The organism is Polaribacter tangerinus (assembly GCF_038024095.1).
Lineage (GTDB): Bacteria > Bacteroidota > Bacteroidia > Flavobacteriales > Flavobacteriaceae > Polaribacter > Polaribacter tangerinus.
This window is the reverse complement of the sequence record NZ_CP150668.1, coordinates 1,181,363-1,206,936: the sequence shown is the minus strand read 5'-3', so window position 1 is coordinate 1,206,936 and position 25,574 is coordinate 1,181,363. Positions and strand designations below refer to the sequence as shown.

Sequence of the window (25,574 nt, the reverse complement as noted above, 5' to 3'; positions counted from 1 at the left end):
ATTTGTTTAGTTTTTTAGAGGTACAACAATAATATTTGAAAATTCTTTTTTAAATATTAAAATGGCCCTGTCTGCATCTAGTTTTGTTTTGTAATTACCTGCCTGAACTTTCCATTCTGGATCGTCGTAAACAAGTTTAGATTGTATATTTGGGTATAGTAATTTAAAGTTTTCTAGTTTGTTTTTTGCAACAGTTTCCGTACCATTATAAATTTGAACAGTATATCCATATCCATTTAACTTGTTATAGCTTCTTTTCTTCGCTATTAGTTTTTTTATACTTTTTACGCTGGCTGTGTCATTTTGGGCATTCATTGATTGAAACGAACCAAGTAAAGTAAGTGTAAAAAGTGTTAAAATTAAGGTGTTTTTCATTCTTAAAATAGTTTCCACAAAAATAACAACTTGTTTAGTAATAAATTGGCAAAATAGGTTATTTAGAACTGTTATAAATTGTTGTTTAACTTTCTATTCTTTTTTTAGAATTTAGCAATATGTAGTACTTTTGTATGACTGTTCAAAAATGATATTTGAACGAATTTAGACACGGTACTAAAATTATAGTTTATAAATATGAAAAGTGTAGCATCGCACAGTAGACTAACTTCGGTATTCTTAAGAAGTTTTACATTATTTTTATTTTTTGCTTTCAGTGTATCCTCTTTCTCTCAAGAGATTGATGAGGCACGTCACAAAGAAGGAAGAAAATTATATAAATCTCTTTGTGCTTCTTGTCATAAATTAGATAAGAAGTTAGTTGGGCCAGCTTTAGGTGGTGTAGAGGAGAGAAGGGAAAATTCATGGTTAAAAGCTTGGATTAAGAACAATGCTGAGTTTCAAAAAGTAAATGCAGAAGCCGCAGAGGCTGCGCAGTACAGTGCTACAGCAATGAATGCTTTTCCTCAATTAACTGACAAAAATATAGATGATATTTTATATTACACCACCGTTGGTGAAATAAAAAAGGTTGCTGCTGCGCCAGCAAATGCGGTTGCTGGAGAAAGAACCTACGCGCCTCAAGGAGCTCCAGAATGGTTGGTGTACTTATTGGCTGCTGCAATTGTGGTTGCTTTTTTAATGATAGCAAGTTTGTTAAAGCAAGTAGCAGAATTAAAAGGCGGTGCAAAAAAAGGTGTAGAGTCTAATTTAAAAAGAGATTTACAAGAGTTGTGGATCGGTGTTAAAAACAATACCTTTCTTAAGGCTTTAACAACTATACTATTACTTTTAATTGGTGCTTATGTTGTTTTTGGAACCTTGTTTAAGGTAGGAGTAGATCAAAAGTATCAACCAATACAGCCGATCGCTTTTTCACATAAAGTTCACTCTGGAGAAAATAAAATAGACTGTCAGTATTGTCACTCTTCAGCAAAACACAGTAAACATTCTGGTATACCATCTGTAAATGTTTGTATGAACTGTCATATGTCTATATCTGAAGTTTCTGAAGAAACAGAAATCCAATGGAATGGTATGACATACGGAAAAGAGCAGTTAGATAAAGAAATTCAGAAAATTTACGATGCTGCAGGTTGGGATCCTGAAAACTTAGTGTATTCAGGTGAAGAAAAACCAGTGGAGTGGATTCGAATTCATAATTTACCAGATTTTGCATACTACAACCATGCGCAACACGTAACAGTTGCGGGTGTTAAATGTCAGAAATGTCATGGTCCGGTAGAAGAAATGGATGAGATGTATCAATACTCTCCATTAACCATGGGATGGTGTATCGATTGTCATAGAGAGACAAATGTAGACTTAAAGTCAAATGATTACTACGATAAAATTCATGATCAACTAGCTAAGAAGTATGGAGTAGAAAAAGTTACTATTTCTCAGTTAGGTGGTTTAGAGTGTGGTAAGTGTCATTATTAATCAAAGAAGAAAGATAGATTCTTGAGAAAGATATTCTTTGTAGAGAATCAAAAACTAATAACTATAGATAAATGGCTTCAAACAAAAAATACTGGAAAAGTGTTGAAGAACTTAAAGGAAGTTCTGTTGTTGAAACGTTAAGTAAAAATGAGTTTGTAGAAAATATTGCTACAGATGATTTTTTAGGAGATAAAGAAACACTAGAAACTTCTTCAACATCTCGTAGAGATTTCTTAAAATATGTTGGTTTTACAACTGCAGCAGCTTCTTTAGCTGCATGTGAAGGTCCGGTTGTTAAATCGATACCATATGTAGTAAAACCAGACGATATTATTGCTGGTGTTGCAGATTGGTATGCTACGTCTATTTCAGATGGTTTTGACTTTGCAAATGTTTTAGTAAAAACAAGAGAAGGAAGACCTATTCAGATAATGCCAAATAAAGAGGCAAACGGAACAACAAGCGCAAGAGTTCAGGCATCTGTTCTTTCTTTATATGACGAAAAATTACGTTTAAAAGAGCCAACTAAAAACGGTGAAACAATAGAATGGTCTGTTGCTGATGCCGAGATTGGTGCAAAATTAAATGCCTTAAAGGACGCTAATAAACCAGTTGTTTTAGTTACAGGTACCCTAGCAAGTCCATCAACAGAAGAAATTATAGGTTCATTTATAAAAGCATATCCAAATATTACGCATGTAGTATATGATGCCGTTTCAGAATCTGCTGCGGCAGATGCTTTTGAAAAAGTTTATGGTAAGAGAGCTTTACCTAATTATCAATTAGAGAATGCGAAAACCATAGTTTCTTTCGGAGCAGATTTCTTAGGAGATTTTCACGGAGGATTTGAAAAAGCATACGTTTCAGGTAGAAAACCAGAAACAGGAGCAATGTCTTACCATATTCAGGTAGAGAGTAATATGTCTTTAACTGGTGCTAATGCCGATAAAAGAGTAGTTGCTAAACCTTCTGATGTTGTTTTTGCATTAACAAATTTATACAATGCAATTACCAATAAAAATGTTGCTTCAAAAGCAACACCGATAGATGCCGATATAAAGAAAATTGCACAGGTTTTAAAGAAATCTGGTTCTAAGGGTGTGGTGATGACTGGTGTTAATGATGTGAACGCTCAACTAATTTCTTTAGCAATTAACAAGGCTTTAAACAGTGAAATTTTAGATACAAAAAACACCTTAAATATTCGCCAAGGTAACTTTGCTGCAGTACAGCAATTAGTCTCAGACATGAAAGCTGGTAAAATAGGCGGTGTTTTAACTCATAATATAGACCCTATTTATTCTTTGCCAAATGGAAATGATTTTTCTGAAGGTTTAAAGAAGGTTGATTTAAAAGTTGCTTTTTCTGTAGAGAATAACGAAACAGTAAATGCCATGCAGTTCGCCCTACCAACGTCTCACTTTTTAGAGTCTTGGGGAGATACTCATTTTAAAGAAGGTAGTTTTGGTTTGATTCAACCTACCATTCAACCATTATTTAACACCCGTCAGTTACAAGATAATTTGTTAAAATGGTCGGGTAGTTCAGTTTCTTATTATGACTTTTTAAAAGAATTTTGGTCAAAAAATATTTTAGACGGAAGTTCATGGAACAAAGCGTTGCATAATGGTTTTTACAGTTCAAATAACACAAGTGTAAATACATCTGCAAATGATATAGCTGTAGATGAAGTTGCCGCAGCTTTAAAGAAAAGTACTAAAGCTTCTAGTTTAGAGCTTAATTTATATACAAAAACTGGTTTAGGAGACGGAAAACAAGCAAACAATCCTTGGTTGCAAGAATTCCCAGACCCTATAACAAGAGCTTCATGGGACAACTACCTAACAATGTCTATGGCAGATGCCAAAGAATTAGGTTTTTCAAATCCAGTAAAAGACAATGGAGCCATTAATGGAGATTATGCAAAAGTTACTGTAAATGGAACTTCTGTTACTGTTCCAGTAATGATTCAGCCAGGACAAGCAAAAGGTTCTTTAGGACTATCTTTAGGATATGGTAGAACATTTGGCTTTAAGGAAGAAATGAAAGTTGGAGTGAATGCGTATCCGTTTTACAAAGACGGTAATAATATTCAGTACAATGTTTCTATAGAAAAAGTATCAGGCACCCATAAATTTGCTTGTACACAAGTGCAAAAAACGATTGCTGGTCGTCATGATATTTTAAAAGTAGCTTCATTAAAAGAGTACAAAACGGTAGACCCAAAAGATCATAAAAATGGTTGGAATAAACCAGCATATGTTTCTTATGATCACCAAGAAGTAGAAGCTAACACTATCGACTTATGGGATGAACACAATAGAGAAATTGGTCATCACTTTAATTTATCAATAGATTTAACCTCTTGTACCGGTTGTGGGGCTTGTGTTGTAGCTTGTCATGCAGAAAACAATGTACCTGTGGTAGGTAAAAACGAGGTGAGAGTTGGTAGAGATATGCATTGGTTGCGTATAGATAGATACTATTCTTCTGAAGTTGAAACAAGAGAAGATGCTAAGGCGCAAGGTTTAAGTAGAGGAAATACATATAGAGGGTTAGAGCAAGAAGCAGAAAACCCAGAGGTAACTTTTCAACCTATGATGTGTCAGCACTGTAACCACGCACCATGTGAAACAGTTTGTCCTGTTGCAGCAACATCACACGGTAGACAAGGCCAAAATCAAATGGCATATAATCGATGTGTAGGAACAAGATATTGTGCAAACAACTGTCCTTACAGAGTTCGTAGGTTTAACTGGTTCAATTATTCAAACAATAAAGAGTTTGATTTTAATATGAACAACGAATATGGTAAAATGGTATTAAACCCAGATGTTACCGTACGTTCTCGAGGAGTTATGGAAAAATGTTCTATGTGTATACAAATGACACAAGCAACAATTTTAAAAGCCAAAAAGGAAGGTAGAAAAGTTGCCGTAGATGAGTTCGAAACAGCTTGTTCATCTGCATGTACTACCGGATCACTAGTTTTTGGTGATGTAAATAATAAAGAAGACAAAGTGGCTGCATTAGCCGAAGATAAAAGAGCTTACAATGTACTAGATTACCTTCAAACGAAGCCAAATGTAGTATATCAAGTAAAAGTAAGAAATACAAACGAAGCGTAATTAAATTTAAGATATTAGCATATGTCTCATTACGAAGCACCCATAAGGGAACCTCTAGTTTTAGGTGATAAAAGTTATCATGATATTACGGAAGATATTGCAAAACCTATAGAAGGTAAAGCAAATAAAAATTGGTATATGGCATTTTATATTTCTTTAGCAGCAATGTTATGGGGATTTGGATGTATCTTTTATACCGTAGGAACTGGTATTGGAGTTTGGGGATTAAACAAGAACATTGGTTGGGCTTGGGATATTACCAACTTTGTTTGGTGGGTTGGTATTGGTCATGCAGGAACATTAATTTCTGCAGTACTTTTATTATTCCGTCAAAAATGGAGAATGGCAATTAACCGTTCTGCAGAAGCCATGACAATTTTTGCTGTTTTCCAAGCAGGATTATTTCCAATTATTCACATGGGACGTCCATGGAATGCATATTGGGTATTACCTATACCTAACCAATTTGGTTCGTTGTGGGTAAACTTTAATTCTCCGTTATTATGGGATGTATTTGCAATTTCTACCTACTTATCGGTATCTTTAGTTTTTTGGTGGACCGGTTTGTTACCAGATTTTGCCATGATTAGAGACAGAGCAGTAAAACCTTTTCAGAAAAAAATATATGCTTTACTATCTTTTGGATGGTCTGGTAGAGCAAAAGATTGGCAGCGTTTTGAAGAAGTGTCTTTAGTGTTAGCTGGTTTAGCAACACCATTAGTACTTTCTGTACATACTATTGTATCGATGGACTTTGCTACCTCTATAAATCCGGGTTGGCACTCTACAATTTTTCCTCCTTATTTCGTAGCAGGAGCAATTTTCTCTGGTTTTGCCATGGTACAAACACTATTAGGTATCATGAGAAAAGTAACCAATTTAGAAGATTACATTACACGTTTACACATCGAGTATATGAACATTGTAATTATTTTAACGGGTGGTATAGTAGCAGTAGCTTATGCAACAGAATTTTTTATTGCATGGTATACTGGTTCTCCTTACGAAAACTACACTTATTTATCTGTAGGAGCTGCAACAGGTCCTTATGCTTGGGCATTTTACTCGTTATTATTCTTTAATATTTTAACTCCACAATTGTTATGGTTTAAAAAAATAAGAAGAAGTTTTATTTGGACTTTCATTATATCAATTTTTATCAATATTGGTATGTGGTTCGAGCGTTTCGACATTATTGCAATTGTATTAAGTAAAGGTCATTTACCATCTACTTGGTGGCGTTTTGAGCCAACATTTGTAGATGTAGGTATCTTTATTGGAACTATCGGATTCTTCTTTGTATTATTTTTATTATACGCAAGAACATTTCCTGTAATAGCACAAGCAGAGGTTAAAACGATATTAAAATCTTCTGGAGAATTTTATAAGAAAAGAAGCGAACAAGGAATTCCTACTAAGCCAGCTATTGCAAAGCCAAAAGCTGCAAAAGGAAATTCAGATAACACTATAAACGAATAATTATGGAAGCATCAAAAGTTATTCACGCGTTTTACACAGATGACGAAGTATTGTTAGATGCAGTTAAAACTGTTAAAGCAGCACATCATCATGTAGAAGAAGTTTTTTGTCCTTTTCCGGTTCATGGATTAGACAAAGCAATGGGTTTAGCACCAACAAGACTAGCAATTACTGCATTTATGTACGGTATTACTGGTTTAGCAGTAGCTATCTGGCTAACAAATTATATCATGATAGAAGATTGGCCACAAGATATTGGAGGGAAACCAAGTTTTTCCTGGATGGAAAATATGCCAGCTTTTGTTCCAATTATGTTTGAACTAACAGTTTTCTTTGCAGCTCACTTAATGGTTATCACTTTTTATATGAGAAGTAGAATTTGGCCATTTAAAGATGCAGAAAATCCTGACCCACGAACTACAGATGATCATTTTTTAATGGAAATACCTGTAAATAACAATGAAGAAGAACTTACTTTTTTGCTTGCAAATACAGGAGCTGTAGAAATTAATATCGTAGATAAGCACTAATAATCAGACAATGAAGAATTTTAAATTAATTATTGCCTTAGTAGTTTTTGCAAGTTTTATTTCTTGTAATGATAATAAAAAAAGACAGCTGCAATATATGCCAGATATGTATGAGTCTGTGCCTTATAATGCCGATGCAGCTAATGGTCTTAAAGGAAACCCTGTAAATAGTAAGCCTGTTGCAGGAACAATTGCTAGAGGAGGAACACCAAATTATGATATACCAAATACTATTGAAGGTTATGAATTAGCAAAAGCTAATCTTGTATCTCCATTAGAAAATGATGAGGAAAATTTAGAAAATGGAAAAAAAATGTATACCATTTATTGTATTTCATGTCACGGTAAAAAAGGTGATGGTAATGGATATTTATCAGAAACTGAAAAATTTTCTGGAATCCCGAATTATAAAGACAGAGACATTACTCAAGGTTCTATATACCACGTATTAATGCATGGTAAAGGCTTAATGGGTTCACACTCATCTCAATTAACATACAAAGAGCGTTGGCAGATAGTACAATATGTAGAAGTATTGCGTAACGATTTGTTAAAATAGACTATTAAAAGATAGAATAGGAAAGATATGTATCAATTCTCAGGTAAATTAAAAACTTTTTCAATAGCACTAATTATTCTTGGTGTTATAGGAACTGCATTCAGTTTTTACAGCGGTTCTAAACTGACTTTAACAGACGCTAAACATGCTATTGAAGCATCTAATAATGATGGTCATGGAGGTTCACATGATGATTCTCATGAGACAAAAAATCATCATCAAACCGAAAGCACACATCAAAATAGTACAACTCATTCTGCAGATGCACATGAGTTAGATACACATGCTGCTCATGAAGAACATGTTTTGCATCAAATGCAAAACAGACCTTGGTCTGCATTTTATGTAGCCTTATTTTTCTCTTTAGGATTAACGCTATTAGTATTGGCATTTTATGCAATTCAAAGAGTTGCTCAAGTTGGTTGGTCGGTTGTAATTTTAAGAGTTATGGAGGCTATTACAGCAAATTTACTTCCTGTTTCTATCATTATGGCATTGGTAATTATAGCTTCAGTAATGCACTTAAATCACTTATTTCCTTGGATGAAAGAAGGAACTTTTGATCCTACTAGTCCGAATTATGATGCAATTGTTGATGGAAAATCTTGGTGGATTAATGCTACTGGATTTTTAATTAGAAGTTTAGTGTATTTACTTTTATGGAATGTTTATCGTTTTTATATTAGGAAAAACTCAATTAAAGAAGATACAGCAAATGATGGTAATAAAACTTACAAGAAAAATTATAATGCGTCTGTAATATTTTTATTTGTTTTCATGATTACCGAAACAATGATGTCTTGGGATTGGATTATGGGATTAGACCCACATTGGTTTTCAACATTATTTGGTTGGTATGTATTGTCTACATTATTGGTAACTGCATTAACTGTTATCGCCTTTTTTACTATTTATTTTAAAGGAAAGGGAGTTTTACCGAATGTTAATGAGAGTCATATTCATGACTTAGCAAAATTTATGTTTGGTTTCTCTGTTTTTTGGTCATATTTATGGTTTTCTCAGTTTATGCTTATTTGGTATGCAGACATTCCAGAAGAAACAACTTATTTTGTTGCTAGATTTACAGACTATAAAACGCCTTTCTTAGCAATGATTGTTATGAACTTTGTTTTTCCAGTATTACTTCTTATAAATAGCGACTTTAAAAGTAAGCCATGGTTTGTTTTTATTGGTGGTTTCGTAATATTAGCGGGTCATTATATAGATGTTTTTATTATGATAATGCCAGGAACAGTAGGTGCTCAGTGGGCATTTGGTATTCCGGAATTAAGTGCAATTTTCTTCTTTATTGGATTGTTAATATATACAACTTTACATGCTTTTTCTAAAGCGAACCCAATACCTGAAGGAAATCCATTTTTAGAGGAAAGTAAACATTTCCAATATTTCAATGTAGAAAATACAGGAGAAGGATCAACAGATCATCATTAACAAATAATTAATTAAAAAATTAAGACAAGATAAATATGCTAGCTCTATTTTATATTTTTATAGGTGTTGCAATCGGTGTAAGTTTTTGGCAAATTACAAGAATAATGAACTTTAGAAGTTCTATTGCTGATGATAATGATAATGCCGCACAAGGTAAATACGCCATGGCTTTTTTAGCTTTTTTGTATGCAATGATGATTTATTGTTTAATATTTATGAATGTAATTCTGTTACCAGAATCTGCATCAATAGAGGGAGAACATGACGATAATCTTTTTAACATTACATTTTGGCTAATTGGTATTGTTCAATTTATAATGCAGTTTTTAATTTTTTATTTTACTTTTAAATACAAAGGGAATAAATCAAGAAAAGCTAAATTTTATGCGGATAGCCACAAATTAGAGTTTATATGGACTATTACTCCAGCCGTTGTAATGGTAGGTTTAATTGGTTATGGTTTATGGCAATGGAACAATGTAATGGATTTGTCGGATGAAGATGCTATTGTTATAGAGGTATATTCTCAACAGTTTAGGTGGGATGCTCGTTATGCAGGTGCAGACAATACATTAGGTTACGGAAACGTAAATTACATTAAAGGTATCAATACAATGGGTGTTGATATGTCTGACAAAAATGCAGCTGATGACAAACAAGTAACAGAACTTTACTTACCAAAAGGAAAGAAAGTACATTTTAAATTTCGCTCACAAGACGTTTTACACTCGGCATACATGCCTCATTTTAGAGCACAAATGAATTGTGTACCTGGTATGGTTACAGAGTTCGGCTTTACACCGAAGTACACTACCGAAGAAATGAGACAACAACCAGAGGTTATTGAAAAGGTAATAGGTATTAATAAGATTAGACGTGCTAAGGGAGAAGAACCTTATCAGTTCGATTATTTACTATTATGTAACAAAATTTGTGGTGCTTCTCATTACAACATGCAAATGAAAATTACTGTTGTAGAGCAAGATGAATACGAAAAATGGTTGTCTGAACAACCAACATTAACAGAAGTTATTAAGTAATTATAAATTTTATACAAATAAATAGATTATGTCAGATCATCATCATAAAGAAACATTTGTAACAAAATACATTTTTTCACACGATCATAAAATGATTTCTAAGCAGTTTTTAATAACTGGGATGTTTATGGGAATCATTGCAGTTATGATGTCTATGTTGTTTCGTTTGCAATTGGCATGGCCAGAAAAATCGTTTACAATTATAGAAGCATTTTTAGGTCACCACCAAAGTGATGGTATTATGAGTCCGGATATATATTTGGCTCTAGTTACTATTCACGGAACAATAATGGTGTTTTTTGTACTAACAGCAGGGTTAAGTGGAACTTTTTCTAACCTGTTAATTCCATTGCAAATTGGTGCCAGAGATATGGCTTCCGGATTTTTAAACATGATATCTTATTGGTTGTTTTTCTTGTCGAGTATTATTATGGTCATTTCTCTTTTCGTAGAAGCGGGGCCAGCATCTGCAGGATGGACAATTTATCCACCACTTAGTGCATTGCCACAAGCAATACCAGGTTCAGGTGCAGGTATGACACTTTGGTTAGTTTCTATGGCTATTTTTATTGCTTCTTCTTTAATCGGTGCACTAAATTATATAGTTACTGTTTTAAATTTAAGAACAAAAGGAATGAAAATGACAAGATTGCCTCTAACTATTTGGGCTTTCTTTATTACAGCTATTATTGGGGTAGTATCTTTCCCTGTTTTATTATCGGCTGCCCTATTATTGGTTTTCGATAGAAGTTTTGGAACTTCTTTCTTTTTATCAGATATATTTATTTCTGGAGAAGTTTTACATTATCAAGGTGGTTCACCGGTTTTATTTGAACACTTATTTTGGTTTTTAGGGCACCCAGAGGTTTATATTGTTTTGTTACCTGCCCTAGGAATTACCTCAGAAGTTATATCTACAAATTCTAGAAAACCTATATTTGGTTACAGAGCCATGATCGGTTCTATTATTGCAATTGCATTTTTATCAACTATTGTTTGGGGACACCATATGTTCATTTCAGGGATGAATCCTTTTTTAGGTTCTGTATTTACCTTTACAACCTTATTAATTGCAATTCCTTCTGCTGTGAAAGCATTTAATTATGTAACTACCTTATGGAAAGGGAACTTACAGTTAAACCCAGCTATGTTATTTTCTATAGGTTTAGTATCTACCTTTGTTACTGGTGGTTTAACAGGATTGGTTTTAGGAGATTCTGCCTTAGACATTAATGTTCACGATACTTATTTTGTGGTTGCACACTTTCACTTAGTAATGGGAGTTTCGGCTATATTTGGTATGTATGCTGGTGTTTATCACTGGTTTCCAAAAATGTACGGTAGGTTGATGAACAAAACATTAGGATATTGGCATTTTTGGGTTACAATTATCTGTGCATACGGTGTATTTTGGCCAATGCATTTTATTGGATTAGCAGGTTTACCAAGAAGATATTATACCAATACAAACTTTCCAATGTTCGATGATTTAGCAGATATTAATGTTGTTATTACAATTTTTGCTTTGGTAGGTGGAGTCGCACAAATAATTTTCTTTGCTAATTTCTTTATATCGATGTATAGAGGGGAAAAAGCAACACAAAACCCATGGAGGTCTAACACTTTAGAATGGACAACCCCTGTTGAGCATGTTCATGGTAATTGGCCAGGTAAATTACCAGAGGTACACAGATGGGCTTATGATTACAGTAAACGTGTAGATGCAAATGATGATGACAGTGATTACTTACATGGAGAAGATTTCGTTTTACAAACAACTCCATTACTAGAAGGCGAAGAACCATCATAAAATATTATATATTTCAATTATAAAAACCTTTCCGAATTTGGAAAGGTTTTTTGCTTTGTAACAAAACTTACAAAATGATACTTTAAATAATATTATCTTTGTTATATGAACGAAAACTTAAATCCAGAAAACACTAATTTTTCGAATGAAGAGCTAGACTTAGAAAAAAAACTTCGTCCGCTTTCTTTTGATGATTTTACGGGTCAAGATCAAGCAATTGATAATTTAAAGGTTTTTGTTGAGGCTGCTAATCAACGAAACGAAGCTTTAGACCATACTCTTTTTCATGGTCCTCCGGGTTTGGGAAAAACTACACTTGCGCATATATTAGCCAATGAATTGCAAGTAGGAATTAAAGTTACTTCTGGGCCTGTTCTAGATAAACCAGGAGATTTGGCAGGCTTACTTACAAATTTAGATGAGCGAGATGTACTATTTATAGATGAAATACATCGACTTAGTCCTATTGTAGAAGAGTATTTATACTCTGCAATGGAAGATTATAAAATTGATATTATGATTGAATCTGGCCCAAATGCCAGAACAGTTCAGATTAATTTAGAACCTTTTACACTAATAGGAGCAACTACACGTTCAGGTTTATTAACGGCACCAATGCGTGCAAGATTTGGTATTAGCAGTCGATTACATTATTACAAAACAGAATTGTTAACTTCTATTATACAGCGAAGTGCACATATTTTGGGAGTTCCTATAGCTATGGAAGCGGCAATAGAAATAGCTGGTAGAAGTAGAGGAACACCTAGAATTGCAAATGCATTATTGAGGCGTGTTAGAGATTTTGCCCAAATAAAAGGAACAGGAACAATTACTATAGAAATTGCTAAATATGCTTTATCTGCTTTAAATGTAGATGCACATGGATTGGATGAAATGGATAATAAAATTTTAGCAACTATTATTGATAAGTTTAAAGGTGGGCCTGTTGGTCTCTCTACAATTGCAACTGCAGTAAGTGAAAATACAGAAACTATAGAAGAAGTATATGAACCTTTTTTAATACAGCAAGGTTTTATTATGCGAACACCTCGTGGTAGGGAAGTTACAGAATTAGCATATACTCATTTAGGAAGAGAGAGAGGTACAACTCAAGGAGAATTGTTTTAAAAAATATGATTTTTAAAGACTACTTTTTATAAGAACAAGATGAAGCTAAAAAAATTACTACCAATTTTAGAATGGTTGCCAAATTATGATGCTTCTTATTTTAAAGGAGATTTAATTGCAGGTATTACTGTTGGTATTATTTTAATTCCTCAAGGAATAGCATATGCATTAATTGCAGGATTACCACCAATTTACGGACTCTATTGTGCGTTAATGCCACAAGTAATGTATGCAATTTTTGGTTCTTCGAGGCAAGTAGCTATTGGTCCTGTTGCCATGGATTCACTGATTGTAGCTACTGGAGTTTCTATGTTAGCACTTGCAGGATCTGAAAGTTATATTTCTATTGCTATTTTACTAGCACTCTTAGTGGGCGCTATTCAATTTTTAATGGGAGTTTTTAGCTTAGGTTTTATAGTAAATTTTTTATCAAAGCCTGTTATCACAGGGTTTACATCTGCATTAGCACTTATTATTGGTCTTAATCAGTTTAGAAATTTATTAGGTGTTCCGTTTGTTCAGAGTGATCAAATACATATTTTATTAAAAGATATTATAACAGAATTTTTAAGTTTCGATATTCAAACAACAATTATTGGACTCTCTGCAATAACCCTTATTATTTTTTTACGAAAAATTCATGCTAAAATTCCGAGTGCACTTATTGTGGTTGTTTTAGGAATTGTAACTATGAAGTTTTTGAGCCCGTATTTTTCTGAAGTAGCTATAGTTAAAGACATTCCATCTGGTTTGCCTACTTTTAGTTTACCAACATTAGATTTTGAACTCTTAAGAGAATTATTACCAATTGCTTTTACATTAGTAATGGTTGGTTATTTAGAAACAATTTCTATTGGTAAATCTTTAGAAGCCAAACAAAATGAGTATAGAGTAAGACCAAATCAAGAACTAATAGCGCTTGGTATAGCCAATATGGTTGGTTCTTTGTTCAAAGCCTATCCATCTACATCTAGTTTTTCACGATCAGCAATAAACCAAGAAAGTGGTGCAAAAACGGGTATGTCGGCACTAATTTCTGTAATTATGGTAGTTATTACACTCTTGTTTTTAACGCCTTTATTTTATTTTTTGCCAAAAGCAGTTTTAGCAGCAATTATTATAGTAGCTGTCTTTAGATTGATAAATATTAAAGAAGCAAAATTTTTATGGAAAGCTAACAATTTAGATTTTTGGTTAATGATTGCCACTTTTTTAGCTACGTTATCACTAGGAATTGAATACGGAATTGCAGTTGGTGTTGGCTTGTCTATAGTTGTTTTAATTTATAGAACTTCAAGACCTTACACTGCAGAATTAGGGAAAGTTCCGGATGCAGATTTTTACAGAAATAAAGACCGTTTTAAAGAGGTCTTGTTAGAAGAAGATGTATTGGTTTTTAGATTTGATGCACAATTATTTTATGCAAATGCAGCTTATTTTAGAGACAGTTTAGAGAAGATGGTTACAGAAAAAGGAGCCAATTTAAAACTGATTGTATTAGATGCAGAAAGTATAAACAGAATAGACAGCACAGGAGTTGAAATGCTAAAGGAGCGTGTGAGTTATTATAAAAAGAAAAACATTAATTTTTATTTTGCAGGAGTAAAAGGTCCGGTAAGAGATGTTTTATTTAAAGGAGGTTTATTACAAATTATAGATATCAATCACTTTTTTATGAGAGATAATGATGCGGTAATATATTATAAAACAGGAGACAAAACAGCACAAAAAAAATATGCAAAATATATACATCAGGCATATGACTAATTGTTAGATTATTAAATTGTTACTATTATGATTATACATCAAATTTATACAGGTTGTTTAGCTCAAGGAGCTTATTATATAGAGAGTAATGGAGAAGTAGCTATTATAGACCCATTGAGAGAGGTACAAGATTATATAGATACTGCAGAAAAAAACAATGCAAAAATTAAGTATATTTTTGAAACCCATTTTCATGCAGATTTTGTAAGCGGACATGTAACTTTAGCAGAAAAAACAGGAGCAAAAATTGTGTATGGCCCTTCGGCAGAGACAAATTTTAACGCAATAATAGCAAAAGATAACCAAGTATTTACGCTTGGCGATATTACCATTACAGCACTTCATACACCTGGTCATACCATGGAAAGTACTTGTTATTTATTAAAAGATGCCAATGGTAAAGAGTACGCTTTGTTTAGTGGAGATACGTTATTTTTAGGCGATGTAGGTAGACCAGATTTAGCTCAAAAAGGAACAATTACAGAAAAAGATTTGGCAGGTTTTTTGTTTGATAGTTTAAGAAACAAAGTAATGACACTTGCAGATGATGTTATTGTATACCCTGCACACGGTGCAGGTTCTGCTTGTGGTAAAAATTTAAGTAAAGAAACGGTAGGAACTATAGGGCAGCAAAAAGCTACTAATTATGCTTTAAGACCAGACATGACCAAAGAAGAATTTATACACGAAGTTACCGATGGCTTATTGCCACCACCAGCTTACTTTCCTTTAAACGTAAAATTGAATAAAGAAGGATATGAATCTGTAGACGATATTATTAAGAAAAGTGCCAAACCTTTGTCTGTTAATGATTTTGAAAATATAGCCAATAAAACGGGAGCCTTAATTTTAGACGTTAGACATCAGAATGAGTTTATAAAAGGTTTTATACCGCAATCAATTTTTATTGGTTTAAATGGTACTTTTGCTCCTTGGGTTGGAGCATTGATAAAAGACATTATACAACCCATTTTATTAGTTACAGAAATAGGTGATGAAGAAACTGCAATTACTCGCTTGTCTCGAGTTGGTTTTGATAATGTTTTAGGGTATTTAGAAGGTGGTTTTAATTCTTGGAGAGAAGCCTCTAAAGAAATTGATACTATAGTTAGCGTTTTACCTAAAACTTTAGAGCAAAACAATCAAGATAATTTACTTATTTTTGATGTTAGAAAACCGGGTGAGTTTTTGAGCGAACATATTGTTTTTGCTAAAAATACTCCCCTAGATTTTTTGAACAATCACATTGATGAGTTTCCAACAAATACTCCTTTTTATGTGCATTGTGCCGGAGGTTATCGTTCTGTGATAGCAGCATCAATTTTAAAAGCTAGAGGATTTCATAAAATTATTGATATTTCTGGCGGATTTGATGCTATAAAAAACACTAATTTACCGTTATCAGAAGCGGTTTGTCCATCAACATTAAAATAAGTTTATGAGATATTTTTTCGGAGTTTTATGTAGTATATTTTTATTTGTAAATTGCCATAAAAGCAACTCACAAGAAATACAACAAGTAACTACTAAAGAGCTTAAGGTTTTATTAGAAAAAGGTAAAATTCAGTTATTAGATGTTAGAACCCCCGAAGAAATTTCTGAAGGATATATAGAAACTGCAATTTTTGCTAATTATTTTGATGACAATTTTGCTGAAATAGCAAGTAAAAAACTATCAAAAGAGTTCCCAGTTTATTTAATTTGTAGGTCGGGTAATAGAAGTGGCAAATCTGCAAAAATTCTAAAAGAGAAAGGGTATAATGTCTACAATGTTGTAGGCGGATTTAATCAATGGAAAAAAGAAAATTAATTATATGAAAACAACAACGATACAAATAGAAAATTTAAAATGTGGTGGATGTGCTTCTACTATAAAAAAAGGCGTTTTAAGTGTAAACAATATAACTGATGTAACTGTAGATTTAGAGAATTCTGCAGTTATTGTTTCTCACGAAAATGCAAATTTAGAACAAATAAAAGATAAACTTTCTGCATTAGGATATCCAGAAGTTGGAGACAAAAATACAATAGTACACAAAGCAAAGTCTTTTGTAAGTTGTGCAGTCGGTAGAATTGATTCTTAAATAAAAAAAACGAGCTTTTTGCTCGTTTTTTTTTGTACTTAACCTAAGTATGTTCTTAGCATTTGAGTTTTAGATTTTGTTTGTAACCTTTTAAGAGCTCTTTGTTTTACTTGCCTTACACGCTCTCTTGTTAAGTCGAACTTTTCTCCAATTTCTGTTAAGCTACTTTGAGTTTCATCACCAATACCATAAAACATTTTAATAACTTTTGCTTCTTTGCTCGTAAGTGTGTCTAGTACTCTGTCTATTTCAATTTTTAAAGATTGGGCTATCAATTCTTTATCAGGTTTTGGCGATTCATCAAAACGAAGAACATTATACAAGTTAGCATCCTCACCTTCTCTAAAGGGAGCATCCATAGAAACATGTTTTCCTGAATTTTTCATGGCTTGTTCTACATCATTTTCAGACATGTCTAATTGTTCTGAAATTTCTTTATTTGTTGGTCTTCTTTGTCCGTCTTGCTCTAAGCGAGCATATATTTTATTTATTTTACTAATACTTCCAATTTTGTTTAAAGGAAGTCTAACAATTCGAGACTGTTCTGCCAAAGCTTGCATAATCGATTGGCGAATCCACCAAACGGCATAAGAAATAAATTTAAAACCCCTCGTTTCGTCAAAACGTTTTGCTGCTTTAACCAATCCTAAATTTCCTTCATTTATTAGGTCGGATAGTTTTAAACCTTGTCCTTGATATTGTTTTGCAACCGAAACCACAAACCTTAAGTTAGCACTTACCAATTGGTCTAATGCCCTATTATCTCCTTTTTTAATTTTTAAGGCTAATTCGACTTCTTCATCACTTGTAATAAGACCTATTTTACTAATTTCTTGAAAATATTTTTCTAGTGATTTTGCATCACGATTGGTTACTTGTTTTACAATTTTAAGTTGTCTCATGTGTAAATATAAATTTAATGGGAGGTTATAAGTTGAAAATGATATGTGAGATAATCACAATAAAAAAGTACTTTATAAAGCGAAAGAATTATTGCTTTTTAGAGTACTTCGAATGGTATTTGAAATACGATAGTTGTGTATTTGAACAAACCGAATGTAAAATTTAACGTATTTCATTGTTTTTCCAATATACGAAAAAATGCCTCATTTTTAATCAAAAATGAGGCATTTCTTTTGTTTTTTAGACAATTTTAACTAAAAAATACGGTTTTTTACAATTTTTAGTTTTTTTCAAAATGATTTTAAAAAGCTAAAATCGAATAGTTACACCTAGTAAAAAGTTTCTGGTAGCTTGCGGATAATATCCAGCGCCATCTAAAGTTGTAGTTTGCCCTGGTGTAGACCAAGTATCATCAAATGTATAGTAGTAGCCTCTATCTACAAATTCTTTGTTAAATACGTTATTTATGAGAGCTGTAAATGTAACGGATTCTGCAATTTTGGTAGTTTTTATGTGGTAAACAATATTTATATCACTTGTAAAAAAGTCGTCTAAAACATCACTAGTTGAAATTGCACTACTAAAATTACTCATAAATTGTTTTCCTACATATTTAGATAAGAATGTAAATTGTAAATTTTCTGAAGGCATGTAACTAAATAAATTACCTAAAATTATATTCGGAGAAAATGAAATATTGGTGTTTCCTAAAGCTTCAGGAGTAGTGTTTCCGTTTCTAGTGATGTAAAAATCTCTGTTTTTATTGCTACTAAATGCAGCATTTGGTCGTATAGAAAACTGTTTGTTTAATCGGATATCTGCATCAATTTCTAACCCCAAACGGTAACTGCTGCCAGAGGTTGCTCTAATTTGCTGACCAACATCATCTAAAGCACCGGTTAGCACCAATTGATTTCTATAATCCATGTAGTAAATATTGGTATTTAATTTAATTGATTCTTTATCTAATCTCCAACCAAATTCGAAATCATTTAAACTTTCTGGACTAGAAACACCATTTTCAAAATCGTTTCTATTTGGCTCTCTGTTTGCAACTGCAAACGAGGTATACAAATTATTTTGTGAATTAATTTTATAAGTAAAACCTAATTTCGGATTGAAAAAATTGAAATTTCTATGTACATCAATTGGCACAATATCATTAGTTATGCCCTCGGTTTGGTATCCAATAAAACGACCTTGCAAATCTATATAGCCAGACAGTTTGTCGGCAATTTTAAAGGTAGCTTTTGCAAATGCAGAAAAGTCTGTTTTTTTTGCATCAGAAAAATAATAACGGTCTCTAATTTTTACGTCATCAGCTAAATCAGAACCCCAAATAACCTCTCCAAAGTGATCTCCGGTATAATTTGAATACGAAATTCCAGAAATAAAATTTAATTTTTCTGTTTTGTAATTTGTGTTAAAATTTACTACATAAAAATCGTTATCTAACCAGCGTCTAACTATTAAATCGCTACCATCTTTAATAAGATTAGCAAAGTCGGTGGCGCTTTCACCTTCTTTAAACTGCTCAAAATATCCACGACCTTTGGTGTAGTTTAGTCCTAAGTTTGTTGTCCAATTATCATTTATTTTTTCATTCCAATGCAACTGATAATGATCTTGTTGATAGTTGTCTATTTCATTATCGTAGGTATACGGATTTTGCCTTCTATCCTCTGCCAATTCATCTGCAGTTAACCCAAACCAAGCTTGGTATGTTTTTTCTTTACCACCAAAAGTAATTGCTTTAATTAGGGTATTTTCATCTGAGTAACTTCCTTGTAAAAAATATGATTTTAAATCTGCAAAAGCTCTGTCTACATATCCGTCGGAAGAAATATTAGACAATCTACCAGAAATTTCTATGTGATTGTTTATTTTACCCGAACTAAATTTAACTGTATGTTTTTTGGTGTTAAAAGAACCAAAAGAATTTGATATTTCTCCGAAGGCATCCTCAGAAATTGCGTCTGTTAAAATATTTATGCTTGCACCAAAAGCCCCAGAACCATTGGTAGAAGTACCAACACCACGCTGCAATTGAAGGTTTTCTGTAGAGGAGGCAAAGTCACCAAGATTTACCCAAAAAGTACCATGACTTTCTGCATCATTATAAGGAATTCCATTTACGGTAACATTAATTCTCTCTGAGTTAGAACCTCGAACACTCATATATGTGTACCCAATTCCTGCTCCTGCATCAGATGAAGAAACCACCGAAGGCATGTAATTTAATAAAATTGGAATGTCTTGACCCAAATTACGCTTAGCAATTTCTTTTTTTGACAAGTTAGAGTAGGTTACCGGAATATTTGTGTTTGCCCTTACGGCTGCTACTAAAACTTCTTCCAAAACATTGGCATCTGGCTGTAGTTGAATAGTACGGATTTCATTTTTATAAAGCGTTACTTTTTGAACAATCGTTTTGTATCCTAAAAAAGAAAACGCTAGTGTATAGCTTCCTTTTTTTAGTGAAATACTATAGTTTCCTGCCGTATTGGAAACGGCACCTTTGTTAATTTCTTTAACTAAAATTGTAGCTTCAGATAAAGGTTTGTTGTTTTCATCTACAATTTTTCCAGAAATTGTAAAAGATTGTGCGTTTGCAAGTGTACTTACAAACAAGAATAAAAAAATAGATATTTTTTTCATTTTAAATAAAAATTAAAACGAATAAAAAGAGGTAATTATTCTTGTGATTAATATTGAATAATAATTTTTTGTAGTTACATCAATAATTAAAAAGCTACACAATTTGTATCTTTTTTTATTGTTGTAAATACTTTTTTCCTAAACAGCATTACCTGTTCTAGGTTCAATGGGTATGATCTCAGCCGATGTAGGCACCCCTTTATGAGAACGATGCAAATTTACGTTGTAAAATTTAAATGTGAAACAGAAAGTTTATTTATTTTTAGTAGCTATTTCCTGCTTTCCATTAAATCTTTTTTTTGAGAAAAACAAAAAAAGGATACCATTTCAATCAGGGCTAAACGTATTTGCTAACTTTTAGTTTTAATCTAACTTCGGTTTTTTTCTAAGGGCTTTTTTTAACTCAATTTATTAATAATTTGTGAAAAAAGCAATTTTATAAAAGTAAAAGATTGATAAGGCTTTCGATTTTATTTCTATTTGAACTATATTTTTTTAAAATTATCTCATTATTTTTAAACAAATTAATAATACATATTTGTATAGGAAACATGTTCAGTAAGAATAATGAGTTAAAAGCTAAATTCTAATTTAGAAGAATTTATTACAAGTTTTACTATTATAGTGAATTTGGAAAAAAAATATTTCAGTTATATTAAGAATTAATTATCTTCATCATTATTTTTTTTGATAAATTTTCTTTTTCCTCAGTACTTAGTAATTGGTAAATAGAAATGTCTAAACAAATACTAATTTCGAAAAAACGTTCTAAAGTTAATTTTGTTTTGCCTGTTTCTAATTTTTGATAAGAATTTTGAGAAATACCTAAAATTTCTCCTAAGTTTTCTTGTGAATATCCTTTTTTTAACCGAGATTCTCTTATGTAATTTTTAATTTTGCATATTCTTCTCTCTGATTCTCTCTGATTCTCTCTGATTCTCTCTGATTTTTTCTTTCATTTTTTATTCTTTAGGGATTGGCTATAAATTATAGCTTACAGCTATTGTAGTGATAAATAATTAAATTTAGTTTTGATAAATTAAATAACTTTCACTCATTTTAACATTTAAAAATACAGAATTATGATTAAAAGAATAAAAATTTTAACAGTTTTAACAATAAGTTTAGTCACTTTAAGTGCGTTTACATATAAAGATAATTCCACAATAGAAAAAGCAATTCTTCTCAATTGTGGAGAGGGTTACACTGAAGTAAATTGGTCTGTAACTTGCCCTAATGGTATTACTTATACTGGTGAGAGATGTTTTAGATCCGAACATGCTCCACAAATAGCAGTTGCAATAATGAATGCTCCTTGCCCACAATAGAATTTTAATAAATAAATAATAACTACATTTGAGTGAAAGTTTTAAAAAAAATAAAATGATAAAAAAGATATTTATAATAAAAATCTTATTTTTTTCTACAATAATAAACTCTCAAACTAATTTATTAGTAAAATATACAGAAGTTATAAGTCTAGGTGCACCAAGTGTTAATTTAAAGACATACAATGCCTCACTTTTTGTTAGTAATGATTTTGGTTTATATGTTACTAAAATTGATTCTTTAGAAAACGGTGGAAAAACAATTACAAAAACCTATAAAGATAAAAATGGTAAATTATTTGGCATAAGAGACTTTAGTTCAAAAGATGGATTGTATCAAATAACTAATAGATCTAATGATACTTTATACAGTAATGCTAGGTTTAATAATAAGTTTATGTATAAAGAAGTAGTACCCAAAATAGATTGGGAAATTACAAATGAGATAAAAAAAATTGAGGGTATTGAGGTGCAAAAAGCCAAAGCACTTTTTAGAGGAAGATATTATATAGCTTGGTTTACAAAAGAAATACCGGTAGCTTTAGGACCATGGAAGTTAAACGGTTTACCAGGTTTGATAATAGAAGCTTATGATAGTAATAATGAAGTCTTATTTTTATTTAAAAAAATTGAATATCCCTATAAAAAAACTTTTATTACCCCAAATTTAAAAAGAGAATGGTATAATTATGAGGAGTTTATAAAGGAGAAAGAAAATCAAATTCAAAGAAATTTAAAATATTCTAGAGCAATTGGGCAACATTTAGATTCTAAAGGTTCTGAAACAGCTATTATAAAATTAAGAAAAAAGAGTTTTATTGAATATGTCGATTAAAGTTTTATGAAAAGAGTATTCTTCATTTTTCTACTCATAAATTTTTCTTTGTTTAGTCAGAAAAAAAGTATAGAGGGTTTTGTAACAGATAGTTTACAAAACCCTTTGTTAAATGCTACAATATTAATTAAAGATAATAATGGTAATTATAGCTATGGTATTACCAATAAATTAGGTAAGTATAACATTGAGTTCAAAACTAAAAATGATACAATTTCCATTGAAATTAGAAGTATAGGTTACCAAAAATTTTATAAACAAATAGCTGTAAAAAATGAAATTGAACTAAATGTTATATTGCCTTTAAAAACAGAAAAATTAAAAGAAATAATAGTTGAGTCTAAAAGAAAAATTAAGGTAGATAAAGATACGATTACTTACAATTTACCAAATTTTATTAATAAAACCGAAGAATCATTAGAAGATGTTATAAAAAAATTACCAGGTTTAGATGTTTCTAATGAAGGTACTATAACTTTTAATGGTAAATCAATAGAAAAAATACTAATTGAAGGTGAAGATTTAGTCTCTAAAAATTATAAGATTTTAAGTAAAAATTTAGATGCAAATCTACTTAAGAATGTCCAGATTTTAAGAAATCATAATGATAATCCACTTAAAAAAAAATTTACTAAATCAGAAAAAATAGCAATAAATATATCCATAAAAGACAACAAAAAAAACATCTTGTTTGGTACTGTAAAAGCTGGTGCAGGAACAAGTAAAAGATACAACACTACTGTAAATATTGGGTTTTTAAAAAAGCAGATTAAACTTTTACAACTGAGCAAGTTAAACAACAATGGTTACTTAAGTAACTTAACAAACACCAATGTAACTAGTGATGAAATTTCATTGCATATAGATGAAAATAAAAGCCCTTTAATTAATATTGAAACAAATAAAAATTTTTCTACAAAAAAAGGTTTTTTAAATGATGAGGAAGCTGTACTAAACAAATCCAATAGTAACTCTTTAACATTGTCTAAAAAATTGTCACCATCAACAACTTTAAGGTTTTTAACATTTTATAATAAAGATGATATTGATTTTGAAAAAAATAGTAGTAGTTTATTTAATATTAAAGAGAACCCTGTTTTAATTCAAGAAAATATATTAGGTGCAAATACATTAAAAGATTTTACAACTAATATGGAAGTTAAGTTTTATAATGAAGGAAATTGGTACCTAACTTTTGAAAATGAAATTAAAAAACAAAAAAATAATTGGTTAGAAAATTTATCGACAGATAATAATTTTAATACACTATTTAAAAATAAAAATAACAACGAAAAACTATATGTTTTCAATCATTTTAGAGCAACATATCGTCCATCAAAATATTTTATTTTAGAAAACTATTTATACCAAACAACTTCTAATTTAAATGAAACATACTTTACAACAGCATCTAGATTTAATTTTGATAATGGCCAGCCAATACATCAAACCTTAAATAAAAATAATAACTTTTTAGGATGGAAAAGTAAAGTCAGTTTTAAAAAAAGTAAACAAATATATAGTTTAAATACGTTAATCGAAAAAGAAAATTACTTTTTTAATAACCATATTAAAAACACCCAAAATAATACTAACTTAATTACAAATAATGTAAAACAGAATATTTTTAATATTGGATTACAACTTAATTTTGAGCATAATTTTAACAACTATAAAAAAATAAAGTTAGAAGCTACAACTATTTATAAAACTATTAATGATGCGGATACTGTAATTAATAGATATGTGTTTCCAAATGTTAAAATAAATTATAATTTTAGATTAGGTAAATTAGGTAGCTTTAATTTTAGTTATAATTATAAATACGATTTACTAAATCTAAATTACTTTTTTAATGGTTTCGTTTTAAAAGATTATAGAACTTTAAATGAGCAAATAAGGCAATTAGAAGTTGCTAATATTAATACTTTGGGTTTTTCTCATAACATTCAAAAATTAGATAAAGGTTTTCTTACATTTACCATAAGTTCTCTTTCAATATTTGATAAAAGTTTAGGGTCAAATTCTATAATTAATACCAATTCCTCTATCAATAACTTTATTTTTTTTACAAAATGAAACAACACAGTATTTTACAAAACTTAACACAAGCTTAAAACTAAAAAATAACTTTACAGCTTTTTCTAATTTTTTACTTGTTAATAATAGCAAATTAGAAAAATTGATAAGCTATAGTTATGTTTCTAGAATTTCTGGAACAACATATTTTAAAAAACCAATTAATTTTCAATTTTATTTAAAATACCAGCGAGATTGGACATTTTTTCAAAACAGACAATCTTCTGTAAACAATTATTTTGCGAATATAACCGCCACATATAAAATCAACGAAAATTGGTTAGCGTCTGCAACAGCAAATAGTTTTAATTTAAATAATAATTTTCAAAACTTTATAAATGGAAGTTTAAATTATAACCCAGTTAAAGGAAAGTTCAATTACAAACTTCAATTTATAAATTTAGCCAACCAAAGTACATTCGATATTTTACAAATAAATGATTTTCAAAGTTATAGTAGTAAAACTCGTATTATTCCAAGGTATATAATGTTAAGTGCAACCATGCGTTTTTAATCTAACCTCGGTTTTTTTCTAAGGGCTTTTTTAAGAGAAGTTCTTTTATTTTTTTCAATTCCTTTTTTAATAGATGCTTTTGTCGGTTTTGTAGCTTTTCTTTTTTTAGGGATAATCAAATTCTTTTTGAGAACTGTAATAAGTTTTTTAATAGCAATTTCTTTATTTTTATGTTGAGAACGGGTTTCTTCACAAAATAAAATAAGCAAATTTTCTTTCGTTAATTTCGAAGAGAGTTTTGTTTTTAAAAGCTCTTTTTCTTTATCAGAAAGCGATTCAGAATTCTCTAAATCGAAAGTCAGTTCAATTTTAGATGATGTTTTATTTACATGTTGTCCTCCGGCACCAGAACTTCTAATAGCTTTAAACTCCAATTCTTTTATAAGTTGTGTGGTATCCATT

General features: G+C 31.0%; 22 protein-coding genes. 17 read left to right on the top strand and 5 right to left on the bottom strand.

From position 1 onward, the window contains the following. Nucleotides 1-6: 6 nt before the first annotated feature. Nucleotides 7-375 (bottom strand): hypothetical protein, encoded by a 369-nt coding sequence (locus tag WHD54_RS05325; protein ID WP_088324016.1) that lies wholly within the window; start codon nt 373-375, stop codon nt 7-9. 198 nt (nt 376-573) lie between these two features. Here WHD54_RS05325 and WHD54_RS05320 point away from each other — a divergent pair, with 198 nt between their 5' ends. The 13 genes from WHD54_RS05320 (at nt 574) to WHD54_RS05260 (ending at nt 16,855) form a co-directional block, all read left to right on the top strand. Then, nucleotides 574-1,878: a c-type cytochrome gene (locus WHD54_RS05320; protein ID WP_088324017.1), complete on the top strand. Its 1,305-nt coding sequence runs from the start codon at nt 574-576 to the stop codon at nt 1,876-1,878. 71 nt (nt 1,879-1,949) lie between these two features. Further along, the gene (locus WHD54_RS05315) at nt 1,950-5,006 is read left to right on the top strand and encodes a TAT-variant-translocated molybdopterin oxidoreductase (RefSeq protein WP_088324018.1); all 3,057 of its coding nucleotides are present in this window, start codon (nt 1,950-1,952) and stop codon (nt 5,004-5,006) included. A 21-nt stretch (nt 5,007-5,027) separates the two neighbouring features. Beyond that, nucleotides 5,028-6,485, top strand: coding sequence for an NrfD/PsrC family molybdoenzyme membrane anchor subunit (gene nrfD / locus WHD54_RS05310; protein ID WP_088324019.1), 1,458 nt, complete (start codon nt 5,028-5,030; stop codon nt 6,483-6,485). Between the two features lie 2 nt (nt 6,486-6,487). Further along, entirely contained in the window at nt 6,488-7,015 is a 528-nt protein-coding gene (locus WHD54_RS05305) for a DUF3341 domain-containing protein (RefSeq protein ID WP_088324020.1), read from the top strand. A 10-nt stretch (nt 7,016-7,025) separates the two neighbouring features. Then, a complete protein-coding gene (locus tag WHD54_RS05300) occupies nt 7,026-7,574 on the top strand; it encodes a c-type cytochrome (RefSeq protein WP_233130996.1) in 549 nt (182 codons plus the stop codon). A 27-nt stretch (nt 7,575-7,601) separates the two neighbouring features. Beyond that, nucleotides 7,602-9,026 (top strand): quinol:cytochrome C oxidoreductase, encoded by a 1,425-nt coding sequence (locus WHD54_RS05295; RefSeq protein WP_088324021.1) that lies wholly within the window; start codon nt 7,602-7,604, stop codon nt 9,024-9,026. Nucleotides 9,027-9,061: 35 nt separating this feature from the next. Next, nucleotides 9,062-10,066 carry a cytochrome c oxidase subunit II gene (locus tag WHD54_RS05290; RefSeq protein WP_088324022.1) on the top strand — a complete coding sequence of 335 codons (1,005 nt, stop codon included), beginning with the start codon at nt 9,062-9,064 and terminating at the stop codon, nt 10,064-10,066. 28 nt (nt 10,067-10,094) lie between these two features. Next, nucleotides 10,095-11,876 carry a cytochrome c oxidase subunit I gene (locus tag WHD54_RS05285; protein WP_088324023.1) on the top strand — a complete coding sequence of 594 codons (1,782 nt, stop codon included), beginning with the start codon at nt 10,095-10,097 and terminating at the stop codon, nt 11,874-11,876. Between the two features lie 105 nt (nt 11,877-11,981). After that, nucleotides 11,982-13,004 carry a Holliday junction branch migration DNA helicase RuvB gene (ruvB, locus tag WHD54_RS05280; protein WP_088324024.1) on the top strand — a complete coding sequence of 341 codons (1,023 nt, stop codon included), beginning with the start codon at nt 11,982-11,984 and terminating at the stop codon, nt 13,002-13,004. Nucleotides 13,005-13,043: 39 nt separating this feature from the next. Then, entirely contained in the window at nt 13,044-14,771 is a 1,728-nt protein-coding gene (locus WHD54_RS05275; protein ID WP_088324025.1) for a SulP family inorganic anion transporter, read from the top strand. Nucleotides 14,772-14,798: 27 nt separating this feature from the next. Beyond that, complete coding sequence (locus tag WHD54_RS05270; protein WP_088324026.1) at nt 14,799-16,205, top strand: MBL fold metallo-hydrolase; 1,407 nt, start codon at nt 14,799-14,801, stop codon at nt 16,203-16,205. A gap of 4 nt (nt 16,206-16,209) precedes the next feature. Next, the gene (locus WHD54_RS05265; RefSeq protein WP_088324027.1) at nt 16,210-16,581 is read left to right on the top strand and encodes a rhodanese-like domain-containing protein; all 372 of its coding nucleotides are present in this window, start codon (nt 16,210-16,212) and stop codon (nt 16,579-16,581) included. 4 nt (nt 16,582-16,585) lie between these two features. Then, nucleotides 16,586-16,855 (top strand): heavy-metal-associated domain-containing protein, encoded by a 270-nt coding sequence (locus tag WHD54_RS05260; RefSeq protein WP_088324028.1) that lies wholly within the window; start codon nt 16,586-16,588, stop codon nt 16,853-16,855. Nucleotides 16,856-16,893: 38 nt separating this feature from the next. Here WHD54_RS05260 and WHD54_RS05255 read toward each other — a convergent pair whose 3' ends face one another. The 3 genes from WHD54_RS05255 to WHD54_RS11860 form a co-directional block, all read right to left on the bottom strand. Beyond that, nucleotides 16,894-17,757: a sigma-70 family RNA polymerase sigma factor gene (locus tag WHD54_RS05255; protein WP_088324029.1), complete on the bottom strand. Its 864-nt coding sequence runs from the start codon at nt 17,755-17,757 to the stop codon at nt 16,894-16,896. A 310-nt stretch (nt 17,758-18,067) separates the two neighbouring features. Further along, nucleotides 18,068-20,416, bottom strand: a complete 2,349-nt coding sequence (locus tag WHD54_RS05250; protein WP_088324030.1) for a TonB-dependent receptor — start codon at nt 20,414-20,416, stop codon at nt 18,068-18,070. 655 nt (nt 20,417-21,071) lie between these two features. Then, nucleotides 21,072-21,299 (bottom strand): helix-turn-helix domain-containing protein, encoded by a 228-nt coding sequence (locus tag WHD54_RS11860; protein WP_422894407.1) that lies wholly within the window; start codon nt 21,297-21,299, stop codon nt 21,072-21,074. Between the two features lie 199 nt (nt 21,300-21,498). On the opposite strand from WHD54_RS11860, the gene WHD54_RS05245 reads away from it, so the two are divergent. From WHD54_RS05245 to WHD54_RS05230, 4 genes are all read left to right on the top strand, one after another. Next, nucleotides 21,499-21,744 carry a hypothetical protein gene (locus WHD54_RS05245; protein ID WP_088324031.1) on the top strand — a complete coding sequence of 82 codons (246 nt, stop codon included), beginning with the start codon at nt 21,499-21,501 and terminating at the stop codon, nt 21,742-21,744. Nucleotides 21,745-21,799: 55 nt separating this feature from the next. Next, complete coding sequence (locus WHD54_RS05240; protein WP_088324032.1) at nt 21,800-22,579, top strand: GLPGLI family protein; 780 nt, start codon at nt 21,800-21,802, stop codon at nt 22,577-22,579. A gap of 6 nt (nt 22,580-22,585) precedes the next feature. After that, entirely contained in the window at nt 22,586-24,658 is a 2,073-nt protein-coding gene (locus tag WHD54_RS05235) for a carboxypeptidase-like regulatory domain-containing protein (protein WP_088324033.1), read from the top strand. A 103-nt stretch (nt 24,659-24,761) separates the two neighbouring features. Continuing rightward, nucleotides 24,762-25,172 (top strand): hypothetical protein, encoded by a 411-nt coding sequence (locus WHD54_RS05230; RefSeq protein ID WP_088324034.1) that lies wholly within the window; start codon nt 24,762-24,764, stop codon nt 25,170-25,172. On the opposite strand, the gene arfB is transcribed toward WHD54_RS05230, so the two are convergent. After that, nucleotides 25,169-25,573: an alternative ribosome rescue aminoacyl-tRNA hydrolase ArfB gene (gene arfB / locus WHD54_RS05225; RefSeq protein WP_088324035.1), complete on the bottom strand. Its 405-nt coding sequence runs from the start codon at nt 25,571-25,573 to the stop codon at nt 25,169-25,171. The genes WHD54_RS05230 and arfB overlap by 4 nt on opposite strands. Nucleotide 25,574: the final 1 nt, after the last annotated feature.

Excerpts from the sequence above, each read along its gene's own strand:
- WHD54_RS05275 (WP_088324025.1), top strand. The coding sequence starts at position 13,044 with ATGAAGCTAAAAAAATTACTACCAATTTTAGAATGGTTGCCAAATTAT.
- WHD54_RS05260 (WP_088324028.1), top strand. The coding sequence starts at position 16,586 with ATGAAAACAACAACGATACAAATAGAAAATTTAAAATGTGGTGGATGT.
- WHD54_RS05305 (WP_088324020.1), top strand. The coding sequence starts at position 6,488 with ATGGAAGCATCAAAAGTTATTCACGCGTTTTACACAGATGACGAAGTA.
- WHD54_RS05240 (WP_088324032.1), top strand. The coding sequence starts at position 21,800 with ATGATAAAAAAGATATTTATAATAAAAATCTTATTTTTTTCTACAATA.
- WHD54_RS05285 (WP_088324023.1), top strand. The coding sequence starts at position 10,095 with ATGTCAGATCATCATCATAAAGAAACATTTGTAACAAAATACATTTTT.
- WHD54_RS05245 (WP_088324031.1), top strand. The coding sequence starts at position 21,499 with ATGATTAAAAGAATAAAAATTTTAACAGTTTTAACAATAAGTTTAGTC.
- WHD54_RS05235 (WP_088324033.1), top strand. The coding sequence starts at position 22,586 with ATGAAAAGAGTATTCTTCATTTTTCTACTCATAAATTTTTCTTTGTTT.
- WHD54_RS05325 (WP_088324016.1), bottom strand. The coding sequence starts at position 375 with ATGAAAAACACCTTAATTTTAACACTTTTTACACTTACTTTACTTGGT.
- WHD54_RS05315 (WP_088324018.1), top strand. The coding sequence starts at position 1,950 with ATGGCTTCAAACAAAAAATACTGGAAAAGTGTTGAAGAACTTAAAGGA.
- WHD54_RS05295 (WP_088324021.1), top strand. The coding sequence starts at position 7,602 with ATGTATCAATTCTCAGGTAAATTAAAAACTTTTTCAATAGCACTAATT.
- nrfD (WP_088324019.1), top strand. The coding sequence starts at position 5,028 with ATGTCTCATTACGAAGCACCCATAAGGGAACCTCTAGTTTTAGGTGAT.
- WHD54_RS05320 (WP_088324017.1), top strand. The coding sequence starts at position 574 with ATGAAAAGTGTAGCATCGCACAGTAGACTAACTTCGGTATTCTTAAGA.
- arfB (WP_088324035.1), bottom strand. The coding sequence starts at position 25,573 with ATGGATACCACACAACTTATAAAAGAATTGGAGTTTAAAGCTATTAGA.
- ruvB (WP_088324024.1), top strand. The coding sequence starts at position 11,982 with ATGAACGAAAACTTAAATCCAGAAAACACTAATTTTTCGAATGAAGAG.
- WHD54_RS05290 (WP_088324022.1), top strand. The coding sequence starts at position 9,062 with ATGCTAGCTCTATTTTATATTTTTATAGGTGTTGCAATCGGTGTAAGT.
- WHD54_RS05255 (WP_088324029.1), bottom strand. The coding sequence starts at position 17,757 with ATGAGACAACTTAAAATTGTAAAACAAGTAACCAATCGTGATGCAAAA.
- WHD54_RS05265 (WP_088324027.1), top strand. The coding sequence starts at position 16,210 with ATGAGATATTTTTTCGGAGTTTTATGTAGTATATTTTTATTTGTAAAT.
- WHD54_RS05250 (WP_088324030.1), bottom strand. The coding sequence starts at position 20,416 with ATGAAAAAAATATCTATTTTTTTATTCTTGTTTGTAAGTACACTTGCA.
- WHD54_RS05300 (WP_233130996.1), top strand. The coding sequence starts at position 7,026 with ATGAAGAATTTTAAATTAATTATTGCCTTAGTAGTTTTTGCAAGTTTT.
- WHD54_RS05270 (WP_088324026.1), top strand. The coding sequence starts at position 14,799 with ATGATTATACATCAAATTTATACAGGTTGTTTAGCTCAAGGAGCTTAT.